12 protein-coding genes are annotated in these 13,285 nt (G+C 71.1%); 6 read left to right on the top strand and 6 right to left on the bottom strand.

Going from position 1 to position 13,285, the window contains the following annotated elements; genetic code table 11:
* Window positions 1–153: 153 nt before the first annotated feature.
* From OG299_RS30465 to OG299_RS30445, 5 genes are all read left to right on the top strand, one after another.
* Window positions 154–921, top strand: coding sequence for an IclR family transcriptional regulator (locus OG299_RS30465; protein ID WP_266630788.1), 768 nt, complete (start codon window positions 154–156; stop codon window positions 919–921).
* 312 nt (window positions 922–1,233) lie between these two features.
* Window positions 1,234–2,016: an MIP/aquaporin family protein gene (locus OG299_RS30460; protein WP_266630787.1), complete on the top strand. Its 783-nt coding sequence runs from the start codon at window positions 1,234–1,236 to the stop codon at window positions 2,014–2,016.
* A 75-nt stretch (window positions 2,017–2,091) separates the two neighbouring features.
* On the top strand, window positions 2,092–3,618 hold the full coding sequence (glpK, locus tag OG299_RS30455) for a glycerol kinase GlpK (RefSeq protein ID WP_266630785.1): 1,527 nt from the start codon (window positions 2,092–2,094) through the stop codon (window positions 3,616–3,618).
* A gap of 37 nt (window positions 3,619–3,655) precedes the next feature.
* Entirely contained in the window at window positions 3,656–5,263 is a 1,608-nt protein-coding gene (locus OG299_RS30450; RefSeq protein WP_266630783.1) for a glycerol-3-phosphate dehydrogenase/oxidase, read from the top strand.
* Window positions 5,264–5,390: 127 nt separating this feature from the next.
* The gene (locus OG299_RS30445; protein ID WP_266630781.1) at window positions 5,391–6,374 is read left to right on the top strand and encodes a PAC2 family protein; all 984 of its coding nucleotides are present in this window, start codon (window positions 5,391–5,393) and stop codon (window positions 6,372–6,374) included.
* Between the two features lie 73 nt (window positions 6,375–6,447).
* Here the strand turns inward: OG299_RS30445 and mshC are convergent, their stop codons facing one another.
* The 4 genes from mshC to OG299_RS30425 form a co-directional block, all read right to left on the bottom strand.
* Entirely contained in the window at window positions 6,448–7,677 is a 1,230-nt protein-coding gene (gene mshC, locus OG299_RS30440; RefSeq protein WP_266630780.1) for a cysteine--1-D-myo-inosityl 2-amino-2-deoxy-alpha-D-glucopyranoside ligase, read from the bottom strand.
* A gap of 110 nt (window positions 7,678–7,787) precedes the next feature.
* The gene (locus OG299_RS30435) at window positions 7,788–8,654 is read right to left on the bottom strand and encodes an SCO1664 family protein (RefSeq protein ID WP_266630778.1); all 867 of its coding nucleotides are present in this window, start codon (window positions 8,652–8,654) and stop codon (window positions 7,788–7,790) included.
* Window positions 8,618–9,208: a DUF3090 domain-containing protein gene (locus OG299_RS30430; RefSeq protein ID WP_266630776.1), complete on the bottom strand. Its 591-nt coding sequence runs from the start codon at window positions 9,206–9,208 to the stop codon at window positions 8,618–8,620. The genes OG299_RS30435 and OG299_RS30430 overlap by 37 nt, the downstream gene beginning before the upstream one ends.
* A gap of 144 nt (window positions 9,209–9,352) precedes the next feature.
* Entirely contained in the window at window positions 9,353–10,090 is a 738-nt protein-coding gene (locus tag OG299_RS30425) for a histidine phosphatase family protein (protein WP_266630774.1), read from the bottom strand.
* A gap of 80 nt (window positions 10,091–10,170) precedes the next feature.
* Between OG299_RS30425 and OG299_RS30420 the strand changes: the two genes are divergently transcribed.
* On the top strand, window positions 10,171–11,163 hold the full coding sequence (locus OG299_RS30420; RefSeq protein WP_327363199.1) for a magnesium and cobalt transport protein CorA: 993 nt from the start codon (window positions 10,171–10,173) through the stop codon (window positions 11,161–11,163).
* Window positions 11,164–11,176: 13 nt separating this feature from the next.
* Here the strand turns inward: OG299_RS30420 and OG299_RS30415 are convergent, their stop codons facing one another.
* Together OG299_RS30415 and OG299_RS30410 are read right to left on the bottom strand one after the other, a co-directional pair.
* Window positions 11,177–11,965, bottom strand: coding sequence for a ferritin-like domain-containing protein (locus OG299_RS30415; protein WP_266630772.1), 789 nt, complete (start codon window positions 11,963–11,965; stop codon window positions 11,177–11,179).
* A 189-nt stretch (window positions 11,966–12,154) separates the two neighbouring features.
* Complete coding sequence (locus OG299_RS30410; RefSeq protein WP_327363198.1) at window positions 12,155–13,204, bottom strand: LLM class F420-dependent oxidoreductase; 1,050 nt, start codon at window positions 13,202–13,204, stop codon at window positions 12,155–12,157.
* Window positions 13,205–13,285 lie beyond the last annotated feature (81 nt).

Genomic DNA, 13,285 nt, shown 5'->3' with positions numbered 1-13,285 from the left:
GGCGTCCCACGTGGCGGACTGCATTCTGTGCGCGGGGGTCTGCCAGGGGTGTCCTGGTCGACGGAGGCCTGAACAGTTGCCCAACCATGCACAAGGTCGACATCGACCGATACTGTTCAGCATTGTCGAACTACGTCAGCAGGAGGCTGCGCGATGGCACGGAACATCCAGTCGCTCGAACGAGCCGCTGCGATGCTGCGACTCCTGGCGGGCGGCGAGCGCCGGCTGGGCCTCTCGGACGTGGCCAGTTCCCTGGGCCTGGCCAAGGGCACGGCCCACGGGATCCTGCGCACGCTGCAGGCCGAGGGCTTCGTGGAGCAAGACCCCGCCTCGGGCCGGTACCAGCTGGGCGCGGAGCTGCTGCGCCTGGGCAACAGCTATCTGGACGTGCACGAGCTGCGGGCCCGTGCGCTGGTCTGGACGGATGATCTGGCCCGCGCGAGCGGCGAGAGCGTCTACGTGGGCGTACTCCACCAGAGCGGGGTGCTGATCATGCACCACGTGTTCCGTCCGGACGACAGCCGTCAGGTGCTGGAGGTGGGCGCGATGCAGCCGCTGCACTCGACGGCCCTGGGCAAGGTCCTGTCGGCGTACGACCCGGTCGCCCACGGCGAGGCTCTGGAGGCGGAGCGCGAGGCGTTCACGCCCCGGACGGTCGTCGACGGCGCGGGCTTCGAGGAGATCCTCGACCTGACCCGGGCGCGCGGCTGGGCCGCGGACATCGAGGAGACCTGGGACGGCATCGCCTCGGTGGCGGCGCCGATCCACGACCGGCGCCGGATGCCGGTGGGCGCGGTGGCGGTCGCGGGGGCCGTGGAGCGGGTGTGCGGGGAGTCCGGGGAGCCCCGGGCGAGCCTCGTGGCGTCCGTACGGGACTGTGCGCGCGCTGTTTCACGCGACCTCGGCGCGGGCCGGTTCTAGGCCCCTTCCGGCGATTTTCAGCCACTGCCTGGCCGCTTTCTGCCCTCTTTTCGCCATATCCCGGCCATCTGATGGCCGGGTTTGGCTGATCGCACCTAGTGGTAACGATCCGACACTTTGGCCTGGCCGACCCTTGACGCGTTCTTCACTTGGGCGGAAAACTGCCGTTCATCGGTCGGCATTGTCGAACACCTACCGGCAATACGCGTTAGGGTGTGGCAAGGCCAAGGACCGGTGAAGCACTCACCGAGTGCGCGGACCACCGGACGGGACCCGGTGTCCGCCCACCCCTGCAAGGCAAAGGAGTCGCGGGTGTCCACCTCCGACATCTTCATCGGCGAGACCATCGGTACCGCCCTGCTCACACTGCTCGGCGGTGGCGTCTGCGCCGCCGTGACACTCAAGAGCTCCAAGGCCCGGAACGCAGGATGGCTCGCCATCACGTTCGGCTGGGGTTTCGCCGTTCTGATCGCCGCCTACGTGTCCGCCCCGCTCTCCGGTGCGCACCTCAACCCGGCGGTCACCGTCGGCCTGGCCATCAAGGACGGCGACTGGAGCAACACTCCGGTCTACTTCGCCGGACAGCTCCTCGGCGCCATGCTCGGCGCGGTCCTGATGTGGATCACGTACTACGGACAGTTCCGGGTGCACCTCTCCGACCCGGAGCACATCAAGGACGCCAAGCTCGGCCCCGAGGACCCGCACCCGCACGACCAGGCCGGCCCGGTGCTCGGTGTCTTCTCCACCGGCCCCGAGATCCGCAACATAGTCCAGAACCTCGTGACCGAGATCATCGGCACGGCCGTCCTGGTCCTGGCGATCCTGACCCAGGGCCTCCAGGACGGCGGCAAGGGCCTCGGCGTCATCGGCGTCCTGATCACCTCCTTCGTCGTCGTCGGCATCGGCCTCTCGCTCGGCGGCCCGACCGGCTACGCCATCAACCCGGTCCGCGACCTCGGTCCGCGCATCGTCCACGCCCTGCTGCCGCTCCCCAACAAGGGCGGCTCCGACTGGGGATACTCCTGGATCCCGGTGGTCGGCCCGCTCGTCGGTGCCGCCCTCGCCGGTGGTCTGTACAACATCGCGTTCGCCTGATCAGCATCGGCACGTATCGCAAGATCCGCACCGCCCCCTGATTCGCCTACTCAGAGACCTGCCAGGAGCAGCCACATGACCAGCAGCACCGGCCCCTTCATCGCCGCGATCGACCAGGGCACCACCTCTTCCCGCTGCATCGTCTTCGACCGCGACGGCCGCATCGTCGCCGTCGACCAGAAGGAGCACGAGCAGATCTTCCCGAAGCCGGGCTGGGTCGAGCACGACGCCACCGAGATCTGGACCAACGTCCAGGAGGTCGTCGCCGGGGCCATCGCCAAGGCCGAGATCACCGCGGCGGACGTCAAGGCCGTCGGCATCACCAACCAGCGCGAGACCACCGTCCTGTGGGACAAGAACACCGGCGAGCCGGTACACAACGCGCTGGTCTGGCAGGACACCCGCACCGACGCCCTGTGCAAGGAGCTCGGCCGCAACGTCGGCCAGGACCGTTTCCGCCGCGAGACCGGCCTGCCGCTGGCGAGCTACTTCGCCGGTCCGAAGGCCCGCTGGCTGCTCGACAACGTCGAGGGCCTGCGCGAGCGCGCCGAGGCCGGCGACATCCTCTTCGGCACCATGGACTCGTGGGTCATCTGGAACCTCACCGGTGGCGCCCAGGGCGGTGTGCACGTCACGGACGTCACCAACGCCTCGCGCACCATGCTGATGAACCTGCACAGCCTGGAGTGGGACCCCAAGATCGCGGAGTCCATGGAGGTGCCGCTCGACATCCTCCCCGAGATCAAGTCCTCCGCCGAGGTCTACGGCCACGTCAAGGACGGCGTCCTCGCCGGTGTCCCGGTCGCCTCGGCGCTCGGTGACCAGCAGGCCGCGCTCTTCGGCCAGACCTGTTTCGCCGAGGGCGAGGCCAAGTCCACGTACGGCACCGGCACGTTCATGCTGATGAACACCGGCGACAAGGTCATCAACTCCTACAGCGGCCTGCTGACCACGGTCGGCTACAAGATCGGCGACCAGAAGCCGGTCTACGCCCTGGAGGGCTCCATCGCCGTCACCGGCTCGCTCGTCCAGTGGATGCGCGACCAGATGGGCATGATCAAGACCGCGGCCGAGATCGAGACCCTCGCGCTCTCGGTCGACGACAACGGCGGCGCCTACTTCGTGCCGGCCTTCTCCGGCCTGTTCGCCCCGTACTGGCGCTCCGACGCCCGCGGTGTGATCGCCGGCCTCACCCGGTACGTCACCAAGGCGCACATCGCCCGTGCCGTCCTGGAGGCCACCGCCTGGCAGACCCGCGAGATCACCGACGCCATGACCAAGGACTCGGGCGTCGAGCTCGCGGCCCTCAAGGTCGACGGCGGCATGACCTCCAACAACCTGCTGATGCAGACCCTCTCCGACTTCGTGGACGCCCCCGTGGTCCGTCCCATGGTCGCGGAGACCACCTGCCTCGGCGCCGCCTACGCCGCCGGCCTGGCCGTCGGCTTCTGGCCCGACACCGACGCCCTGCGCGCCAACTGGCGCCGCGCGGCGGAGTGGACCCCGCGGATGCCCGCCGAGCAGCGCGACCGCGAGTACAAGAGCTGGCTCAAGGCCGTCGAGCGGTCCATGGGCTGGATCGACGACGAAGACGCCAGCTGACGCACCAGCTGAGTCAATCGACGAGGAGCTAAGAGATATGAGCAGCCTGCAGAGCGTCCCCACCCTGGGTACGCACCCGACCGCCGGTTCGAACGCGAGCCGCGCCGAGACCCGTGAGCAGCTGGCCAAGGCCACGTACGACCTGCTGGTCATCGGCGGTGGAATCCTGGGCACCTCGGTGGCCTGGCACGCCGCGCAGTCGGGTCTGCGGGTTGCCATGGTGGACGCCGGCGACTTCGCCGGCGCCACCTCCTCGGCCTCCTCCAAGCTCGTCCACGGCGGTCTGCGCTACCTGCAGACCGGCGCGGTCAAGCTGGTCGCCGAGAACCACCACGAGCGTCGGGTGCTGGCCAAGGACGTGGCCCCGCACCTGGTCAACCCGCTCACCTTCTACCTGCCGGTCTACAAGGGCGGACCGGTGGGTGCGGCCAAGCTGGGCGCGGGCGTCTTCGCCTACTCCGCCCTCTCGGCCTTCGGCGACGGCATGGGCAAGGTCATATCCCCGGCCCGTGCCGCCGCCGACAACCCGGGCCTGAAGACGGACAACCTCAAGGCCGTCGCGGTCTACTACGACCACCAGATGAACGACTCCCGCGTCGCCGTCATGACGGTCCGCGCGGCCGTCGAGTCGGGCGCCGTCGTCCTGAACCACGCCGAGGTCACCGGCCTGCGCATGACGCGCGGCCGGGTCAGCGGTGCCGAGCTCAAGGACCGCCTCGACGGCACCGAGTTCGGCGTCGACGCACGCGTCGTGCTCAACGCCACCGGCCCGTGGGTGGACCACCTGCGGCGCATGGAAGACAAGCACTCGATGCCGTCGATCCGCCTCTCCAAGGGCGCGCACATCGTCATGAAGCGCAAGTCGCCGTGGAAGGCCGCCATGGCCACCCCGATCGACAAGTACCGCATCACCTTCGCCCTCCCGTGGGAGGACCAGCTGCTGCTCGGCACCACCGACGAGAAGTACGAGGGCGACCCGGCGGACGTGCGCGCCACCGAGTCCGACATCCAGCAGATCCTGGACGAGGCCGCATTCTCGGTGAAGGACGCCGACCTCGACCGCTCGCTGATGACGTACGCCTTCGCCGGCCTGCGGGTGCTGCCCGGTGGCCCCGGCGGCGTCGAGAAGGCCAAGCGCGAGACCGTCGTCTCCGAGGGCGCCGGCGGCATGCTGTCGGTGGCCGGCGGCAAGTGGACGACGTACCGGCACATCGGCCGCGTCGTCATGGACAAGCTGGCCAAGCTGCCCGGCAGCCCGCTCACCGACGACATGGAGCCGGTGAAGTCGCTCGTACGCCGGGTGCCGCTGCCCGGTGTCGCCAACCCGAACGCCGTCGCGCACCGCCTGCTGGTGGACCGCGAGCCCGGCACGCGGATGGACCCGCTCACCGCCCGCCACCTGGCCTCGCACTACGGCTCGCTGGCCTTCGACATCGCGCGCCTCGCGAACGAGGACCCGGCGCTGGCCGAGCGGATCCACCCGGACGGCCCGGAGATCTGGGCGCAGGTCGCCTACGCCCGCGACAACGAGTGGGCCGAGACGGTCGACGACGTGCTGCGCCGCCGCACCACGGTGACGGTCCGCGGCCTGGACGACGACTCCGTGCGCGCGCGGGTCGAGGAGATGCTGCGCCGCAAGGCATAGCTCGTACGCAGGTGGGGAAGAGGGGCGGTTCCGAGGGGAACCGCCCCTCTGTCGTGGGCTGTGGCCGGTGTCCCCTCAAGGCTTAGGCTGACCCACGTACGCAAGGGAACTTCGGAAGGAGACCTGGGTGATCGAGCTTGAGGGCGTGCCCGAGCTGATCGACCCGGTCATGGTGGCCGCGTTCGAGGGCTGGAACGACGCGGGTGACGCGGCCTCCGGTGCGGTCGCGCACCTGGACCGGGAGTGGAAGGGCGAGGTCTTCGCGGCGCTGGACGCCGAGGACTACTACGACTTCCAGGTCAACCGGCCGACGGTGTGGCTGGACAACGGGGTACGGAAGATCACGTGGCCGACGACGAGGCTGTCGGTGGTCCGGATCGGCGGCGCGAAGCCGCGTGACCTCGTGCTCGTGCGCGGCATCGAACCGTCCATGCGGTGGCGGTCGTTCTGCAACGAGATCCTGGGCTTCGCCCACGAACTGGGCGTGGAGATGGTCGTGATCCTGGGGGCGCTGCTCGGGGACACCCCGCACACGCGGCCGGTGCCGGTCAGCGGGGTCACCTCGGACCCGGACCTGGCGCGCACGATGGACCTGGAGGAGACGAAGTACGAGGGCCCGACCGGGATCGTGGGCGTCCTGCAGGAGGCCTGCACCCACGCCGGGGTGCCCGCGGTGTCCCTGTGGGCGGCGGTCCCGCACTACGTCTCCCAGCCGCCGAACCCGAAGGCGACGCTGGCCCTGCTGAACCGGCTGGAGGATCTGATCGACATCCGGATCCCGCTGGGCGAACTCCCGGAGGACGCGCGGGCGTGGCAGCTCGGCGTGGACCAACTGGCGGCGGAGGACAGCGAGGTGGCGGAGTACGTCCAGACGCTGGAGGAGGCGCGGGACACGGCGGACCTGCCGGAGGCCTCGGGAGACGCCATCGCGCGGGAGTTCGAGCGGTACCTGCGGCGCCGCGACCCGGCGGGGCCCTCGGCCGAGCCGGGCGACGGCTCCTACCTCCGCGACACGAGCAGCGGCCTGACCCGCCCCCCGAAGCGCAAGCCGGACCCCTCGGGTGAGGAGCCGCCGTCCCCGGACGAGGAGGACACGCCTCCGGAGGCGTAGCCGGCCGGCCCGGAACACGCCGATGCCCCCTGCCCGGAAGGACAGGGGGCATCGGCGGCTTCGGCTGCGGGGGTTACAGGGCCACGCCCAGGAGGGCGTCGACCGTCCGGGAGACCAGGCCCGGCGCCGACTCGTCGTCCCCGTCGGAGGCGTTCTGGGCGTCCGCCCAGCGGTCCACCGCCGCCAGCGCGGCAGGGGCGTCCAGATCGTTAGCCAGCGCCTCGCGGACCTCCTCGACGAGCGCGTCCGCCGGCAGGCCGTCCGGCCGGGACACGGCCGCGCGCCAGCGCTCCAGGCGGGCCACCGCCTGCGCGAGGACCTCGTCCGTCCACTCCCAGTCGGCCCGGTAGTGGTGCGAGAGCAGGGCGAGGCGGATCGCCGCCGGGTCCACCCCGGCGCGCCGCAGCGCGGAGACGAAGACCAGGTTGCCCTTCGACTTCGACATCTTCTCGCCGTGCAGCGCGACCATGCCCGCGTGCACGTACGCCTTGGCCATCGGGAACTCGCCCGTCAGCACCTGCGCGTGCGAGGCGCCCATCTCGTGGTGCGGGAACGCCAGGTCGGAGCCGCCGCCCTGGATGTCGAAGCCCATGCCCAGGTGGTCCAGGGCGATGGCGACGCACTCGATGTGCCAGCCGGGCCGGCCGCGGCCCAGGGTGGCGCCTTCCCAGCTCGGCTCGCCCGGACGCGCCGCCATCCACAGCATCGGGTCCAGCGGGTTCTTCTTCCCCGGGCGCTCCGGGTCGCCGCCGCGCTCCGCGGACAGCAGCCGCATCGCCTCGGCGTCCAGGTTGGAGACCTTGCCGAAGTGCTCGTCGGACTCGACCGAGAAGTAGACGTCGCCGTCCAGCTCGTACGCCGCGCCGGCGTCCCGCAGCCGCTCCACCAGCGGCACGATGCCCGGTATGGCCTCGACGGCGCCGATGTACTGCTGCGGGGGCAGCATCCGCAGGGCGGTCATGTCCTCGCGGAAGAGGGCCGTCTCGCGCTCCGCGAGCTCGGTCCAGTCCAGGTTGTCGCGCAGCGCCCGCTCCAGCAGCGGATCGTCCACGTCCGTCACGTTCTGGACGTAGTGAACCTGCCGCTTGGTGTCGAGCCACACGCGTTGGACGAGGTCGAACGCGTTGTAGGTCGCCGCGTGACCGATGTGGGTCGCGTCGTACGGAGTGATGCCGCAGACGTAGATACGGGCGACGGGACCGGGGGCGAGGGTGATCGTCCCCTGGGTCGCGGTGTCGTGGATCTGGAGGTCGCGGCCCTTGCCAGGCAGGGCGGGGACCTCAGAAGCGGGCCAGGCATGCATGTCTCGAGCCTAACCGGACGCGTGTTCCGAAAACGAACCGGACCTGCACTGTTGGCTTGATCGGCACTCTTGCGATCTGGCCGATTCTGTGCGTGCCCGGTCCGGCCGGTTCAGACCGGCGGCCAGGGGATCGCGGGCCACTGCCCGGACGGCTGCGGATGCACCCCGGTGCGCAGCAGATGGGCCACGCGGGCCCGTACCGCGGCCAGCTCGACCGGTGTGATCAGTTCGGCCAGCCGGGTGGCGAGCGGCTCCCCCTCGGCCAGCCGGGCGGCCAGGGCGGCCAGCACCTCGCGCGCCTCGTCGGTCAGCGGTTCGCCCGCCCAGCCCCACAGCAGGGTCCGCAGCTTGTCCTCGCGGTGGAAGGTCACCCCGTGGTCGATGCCGTAGAGCCGCCCGTCGGGCGCGGGCAGCAGGTGGCCGCCCTTGCGGTCGCCGTTGTTGATCACGGCGTCGAGGACGGCGAGCCGGCGCAGCCGCGGGTCGTCGGCGTGCACGAGCAGCGCGGTGCGGCCCTCCCCGACGTCGGCGAGGGCGACCGGCTTCCAGCCCTCCCCCGCCTCCTCGCCCTCGACGAGGGCCAGCAGGCCGCTCTCGTCCGACTCCGCGGCGTCCTGCGGCCCGTCCTCGGCGGGCGCGGACTCGATCCACTGCTGGACCATGCCTTCGCCGTACGGCCCGTCGCGCAGCACGGTCGGCGGCACCAGGCCCCATCCCATGGCCTCGGAGACCAGGTAGGCGGCGACCTCCCGCTGCGCGAGGTTCCCGTCCGGGAAGTCCCACAGCGGGCGCTCCCCCTTGACCGGCTTGTACACGCAGTCGGCGCTGGCGTCCCCGTACGTCACCGTGCACAGCAGCACGGCGTTGGACGCCTCGCGGATCCGGCCGACGACGGTGAGCTCGCCCTTGGCGAGCAGTTCCTCAAGTTCCCCCGTGACGGTCACGCCTGGCGCCGGTAGCCGTTCTGGCGCGGGCACACGTGGCCCTCGGGATCCAGCGGCAGGCTGCACAGCGGGCACGGCGGCCGGCCGGCGTTGACCACGTCCAGGGCCCGCTTGGCGAAGGCCCGGGCCTGGGCGCCGCTGAGACGGACCCGCAGCATCGGCGGGCCGTTCTCCTCGTCCTGGAGCAGCCGCTCCTCCGCCTCGGCGAGATCCTCTTCCGAGTCGGCGTCGAGTTCCACCAGAGCCTGCGCCTCGACGATCATCCGCTGTTCCTCGCCGTCCCAGGCCAGGGCCATGGTGCCGACGCGGAACTCCTCGTCGACCGGGACGTCCAGCGGCGCGGTGTCGGTGGCCTCGGCGGGGGCGACGGCCGGGACCGGGGCATTGCCCCCGGTGCGCCGTACGACCTCGTCCAGCAGCTCGTCCATCCGCTCGGCCAGCGCCGCGACCTGGGTCTTCTCCAGGGAGACGCTGGTGACGCGGGGGCCGGACGATGCCTGCAGGAAGAACGTACGGCGTCCCGGAAGGCCGACCGTGCCGGCCACGAAGCGGTCCGGCGGGTCGTAGAGGAACACCTGACGGGGCACGTCCAGTCTCCAAGTCTCGGCGGCAGGGGCAGGCTGCACGCGTGTGGCTGCTCTTGTGGCGGTGCTCGTGGCTTTGCTCGCGGAGCCGTGCTCGCCCCGCCGTGCTCGTTTATTTGGGCCAGTCCACCCTACTGCGCCGTTCGATCACGCCGCGCCCGCACCGCCCCCCACGACGGCGTTCCCGCCGTCTTCGGTCGCGCTTTCGAAGGTCTCCGTTTCCGCCGCGGCCGCGTCCGGTGCACGGGCCGGGCGCGGGGCGAGCGAGCCGAAGTCCCCGGTGTCGCCGAGCCGGAGCAGGAACGGGCGTGTCGGCGTGTAGCGGACGGCCGTGACCGAGCAGGGGTCCACGTGGATGCGCTGGAAGAGGTCCAGGTGCATGCCGAGGGCGTCCGCGACAAGGGACTTGATGACGTCGCCGTGCGAGCACATGAGGAAGACGGCGTCGCTCCCGTGCTCCTCCTCGATCCGCGCGTTCCACTCCTGCACGGCGTCCACCGCGCGCGCCTGCATGGCGCGCATGGACTCCCCGCCCGGGAAGGCGGCGGCCGAGGGGCGCTGTTGGACGATCTTCATCAGCGGTTCATCGCCCAGCTCCGAGAGTTTGCGGTTCGACCAGTCGCCGTAGTGGCATTCGCCGATCCGGTCGTCGGTGTGCAGCGCCAGTTCCGGGCGCGCGGCGAGCAGCGGGGCGAGGGTCTCCCGGCAGCGCTGCAGCGGGCTGCTGACGGCTGCGGCGAGCGGTACCGCGGCGAGCCGCCCGGGCAGCGCCGCCGCCTGCTCGGCGCCGCGCTCGTCGAGGGCCACTCCCGGAGTCCATCCGGCGAGCAGCCCTGCGGTGTTGGCGGTGGACCGCCCGTGTCGTACGAGGATCAGCGTGGCCATGACCCAAAGCCTAGGCGTTGGCGGCCGGAACCAGGGGGCGCGGTGCCCGCCGGGTGCGGGCCGGGCGCGGGCAGGGGAGAATGCCCCTCGTGATTGTCGACTGCGCCATGTACCGGGACGGCCGCCGTTCCCCTGCGCCCGAGGACCTCTCGGACGCTCTCGACGAGGCGCGGGCGAGCGGTGACGCCTTCCTCTGGATCGGCATGTACGAGCCGACGGAGGAGGAATTCGAGCACGTCAGCCACGAGTTCCGGCTCCACAAGCTGGCGGTGGAGGACGCGCTGACCGCGCACCAGCGCCCCAAGCTCGAGGTGTACGACGACTCGCTGTTCGTCGTCCTCAAGCCGGTGACGTACGACGACGACACCGACACGGTGACCGCGGGCGAGCTGATGCTCTTCATCGGGGACTCCTTCGTGGTCACGGTCCGGCACGGCGAGGGGGCCGCGCTGGCCGCCGTGCGCCAGCGGCTGGAGCAGGAGCCGGAGGTCCTGCGGCACGGTCCGACGGCGGTGCTGTACGCGGTGTCCGACGCAGTGGTCGACCACTACATCGAGGTCGCGGCCGAGCTCCAGGCCGACCTGGAGGAGGTGGAGGCCGATGTCTTCGCGCCGCAGGCCACGGACACCAAGAACACCGCCGCCCGGATCTACGGTTTCAAGCGGCAGGTGCTGGAGTTCCGCCGGGCGACGAGCCCGCTGCTCCAGCCGATGGACCGCCTCGCCTTCGGGAACGTTCCCTTCGTGCACGAGCACGCGCAGCCGTTCTTCCGCGACGTCGCCGACCACCTGACGAAGGCGAGCGAGTACATCGAGGGCCTGGACCGGCTGCTGTCGGACGCGCTGGCCGCGCACCTGGCGCAGATGGGCGTCCGGCAGAACGACGACATGCGCAAGATCTCGGCCTGGGCGGCGATGGCGGCCGTCCCGACCATGGTGGCGGGGATCTACGGGATGAACTTCCAGCACATGTGGGAGCTGCGGCAGCCCTGGGGCTATCCGGCGGTGCTCCTGGTGATGGCGGGCGTCTGTCTGGGCCTGCACCGCATGTTCAAGACCCGCGGCTGGCTGTAGCGCCGGCGCCCTCCTACGCGTACTCGTGCTCGGTCACCGGTAGGCCGCCCAGCGCGTTGCGCCGCTCCGGCAGGCTCAGGCTGATCATCCGGTGCCAGCCGGCGAACCGCTCGTACGCGTACAGGCCGCGGATCCCGGCGGCCAGCGCGGCCGCCTTGGGCGCGGGCCAGCGCAGCAGCCGGCCCATGTGGCCCATGACGGCGAGGCTCACGTCCCGGTAGACGGAGATCTCGACGAGGGCGCTGTCGCGCAGCACCCGCTGGATGGTCCGGCCGTGCCCCTCGCGCACGAGGCGGAGCAGCTCCTCGTGGCAGTAGGCGAGGTGGTTGTCCTCGTCGTGGCTGATCATCCGGATGGCCTTGCCGACCTCGGGGTGGTCCCCGAACTGCCGCAGGAGCATGACCATCTGGTCGGCGGCGCGCTGTTCGGTGACCCGGCTGTGCGAGAGGTAGACGACGATGTCCCGCTCGGTCAGCGGCTCGGCGCGGCGCAGCTTCTCGTGCGCGAGGCCGATGCCGCGCCGCTCGAGCAGCATCGTGTAGTCGGTCTCGGGCGGCACGGGGACGGGCGGCAGGCCGCGCTTGCGGAGCAGGGCCTGGAAGATCCGGCCGTGCTTGTCCTCGTCGGCGCCGTGCCGGATGATCTTGGGTGCCAGCTCGCGCATGCTGTCGGGCACCAGGGCCGCGATCCGGGCGTTCTCCCAGCCGCCCTGGCTCTCCCCGCTGGCGGCGATGGAGCAGAACAGCTGGAACGAGTCGTCGTTGTCGACGATCTCCTGGAACAGGCTGCGCGCAGAGAGCATGCATCGAGTCAACGGCCGATCCGGGGGCCGGGCAACCGAGGGGTCGCACGGATCGGCCGAATGAACGATGTGAAGGGGTGAATGCGCGGGCGTAACCCGAAGGGTGCCGCCCGCGTTGTTGACTGTGTCGGCCGTGGCGGGGAAGACCCCCGAGCCCCCACCACGGCCGCAGGGCCCGTGCTCGATGCCCTAGGCCAGGCCGGCGCGCTCCATGGCCTCCGTACCCGCCCGCAGGGCGGTGATCCGCTCGTCCAGGGTGAACCCGGCCGGGGCGAGCGTGAGGGTCGTGACCCCGGCCTCGGCGTAGGCCCGCATCCCGTCCGCGATCCGCTCGACGGAGCCGAGCAGGGTGGTGGAGTCGATCAGCGAGTGCGGGACGGCCGCGGCGGCGCCCGTCTTGTCGCCCGCCAGGTACTTGTCCTGGATCTCTGCGGCTTCCTTCTCGTAGCCCATGCGCTGCGCGAGCTGGTTGTAGAAGTTCTGCTTCCGGCTGCCCATGCCGCCGACGTACAGGGCCGTGTACGGGCGGAACATGTCGGCGAGGGCGGTCACGTCGTCGCCGACGGCCAGCGGCACGGTCGGGCAGACGTCGAAGCCCTCCATGGTCAGCCCGACCTTCTCGCGGCCCGCCCGGATGTGGGTGAGCGCGGTGGCCTCCAAGTGCTCGGCGGCCGGGAAGATGAGCAGGGCGCCGTCGGCGATCTCGCCGGTCTGCTCCAGGTTCTTCGGCCCGATGGCGGCGATGTAGAGCGGGATGTGCTCGCGCTCGGGGTGCACGGTGAGCTTGATCGGCTTACCGGGGCCGCCCGGCAGCGGGAGCGTCCAGTGCTCGCCCTCGTAGCTGAGGCGCTCGCGGGTCATCGCCTTGCGGACGATCTCCACGTACTCCCGGGTGCGGGCGAGCGGCTTGTCGAACTTGACGCCGTACCAGCCCTCGGAGACCTGGGGGCCGGAGACGCCGAGGCCGAGGCGGAAGCGGCCCTTGGTGAGGGAGTCGAGGGTGGCGGCCGTCATGGCGGTCATCGCGGGCTGGCGGGCCGGGATCTGCAGGATCGCGGAGCCGACGTCGATGCGCTCGGTCTGGGCGGCGACCCAGGCGAGCACGGTCGGGGCGTCGGAGCCGTAGGCCTCCGCGGCCCAGCAGACGTCGTAGCCGAGGCGGTCCGCCTCCTGGGCCACGGCGAGGTTGTCGGCGTCCATGCCAGCGCCCCAGTAGCCGAGATTGATGCCGAGCCGCATGTGTCGTCCCCTTACCGGTTTACCGATCAGTAACGTAGGTCTGCGGGGGACTGTAGCGCGCCAGGGCTCCCCGCGTCAGTG

Origin of the sequence: Streptomyces sp. NBC_01296, assembly GCF_035984415.1 — a bacterium.
Classification (GTDB): domain Bacteria; phylum Actinomycetota; class Actinomycetes; order Streptomycetales; family Streptomycetaceae; genus Streptomyces.
This window is presented reverse-complemented; position numbering and strand designations above follow the sequence as displayed.

Bases quoted from the DNA above. Each gene is read 5' to 3' on its own strand.
- OG299_RS30465 (WP_266630788.1), top strand. From the start codon at position 154: ATGGCACGGAACATCCAGTCGCTCGAACGAGCCGCTGCGATGCTGCGA.
- glpK (WP_266630785.1), top strand. From the start codon at position 2,092: ATGACCAGCAGCACCGGCCCCTTCATCGCCGCGATCGACCAGGGCACC.
- OG299_RS30450 (WP_266630783.1), top strand. From the start codon at position 3,656: ATGAGCAGCCTGCAGAGCGTCCCCACCCTGGGTACGCACCCGACCGCC.
- mshC (WP_266630780.1), bottom strand. From the start codon at position 7,677: ATGCATGCCTGGCCCGCTTCTGAGGTCCCCGCCCTGCCTGGCAAGGGC.
- OG299_RS30425 (WP_266630774.1), bottom strand. From the start codon at position 10,090: ATGGCCACGCTGATCCTCGTACGACACGGGCGGTCCACCGCCAACACC.
- OG299_RS30420 (WP_327363199.1), top strand. From the start codon at position 10,171: ATGCCCCTCGTGATTGTCGACTGCGCCATGTACCGGGACGGCCGCCGT.
- OG299_RS30415 (WP_266630772.1), bottom strand. From the start codon at position 11,965: ATGCTCTCTGCGCGCAGCCTGTTCCAGGAGATCGTCGACAACGACGAC.
- OG299_RS30410 (WP_327363198.1), bottom strand. From the start codon at position 13,204: ATGCGGCTCGGCATCAATCTCGGCTACTGGGGCGCTGGCATGGACGCC.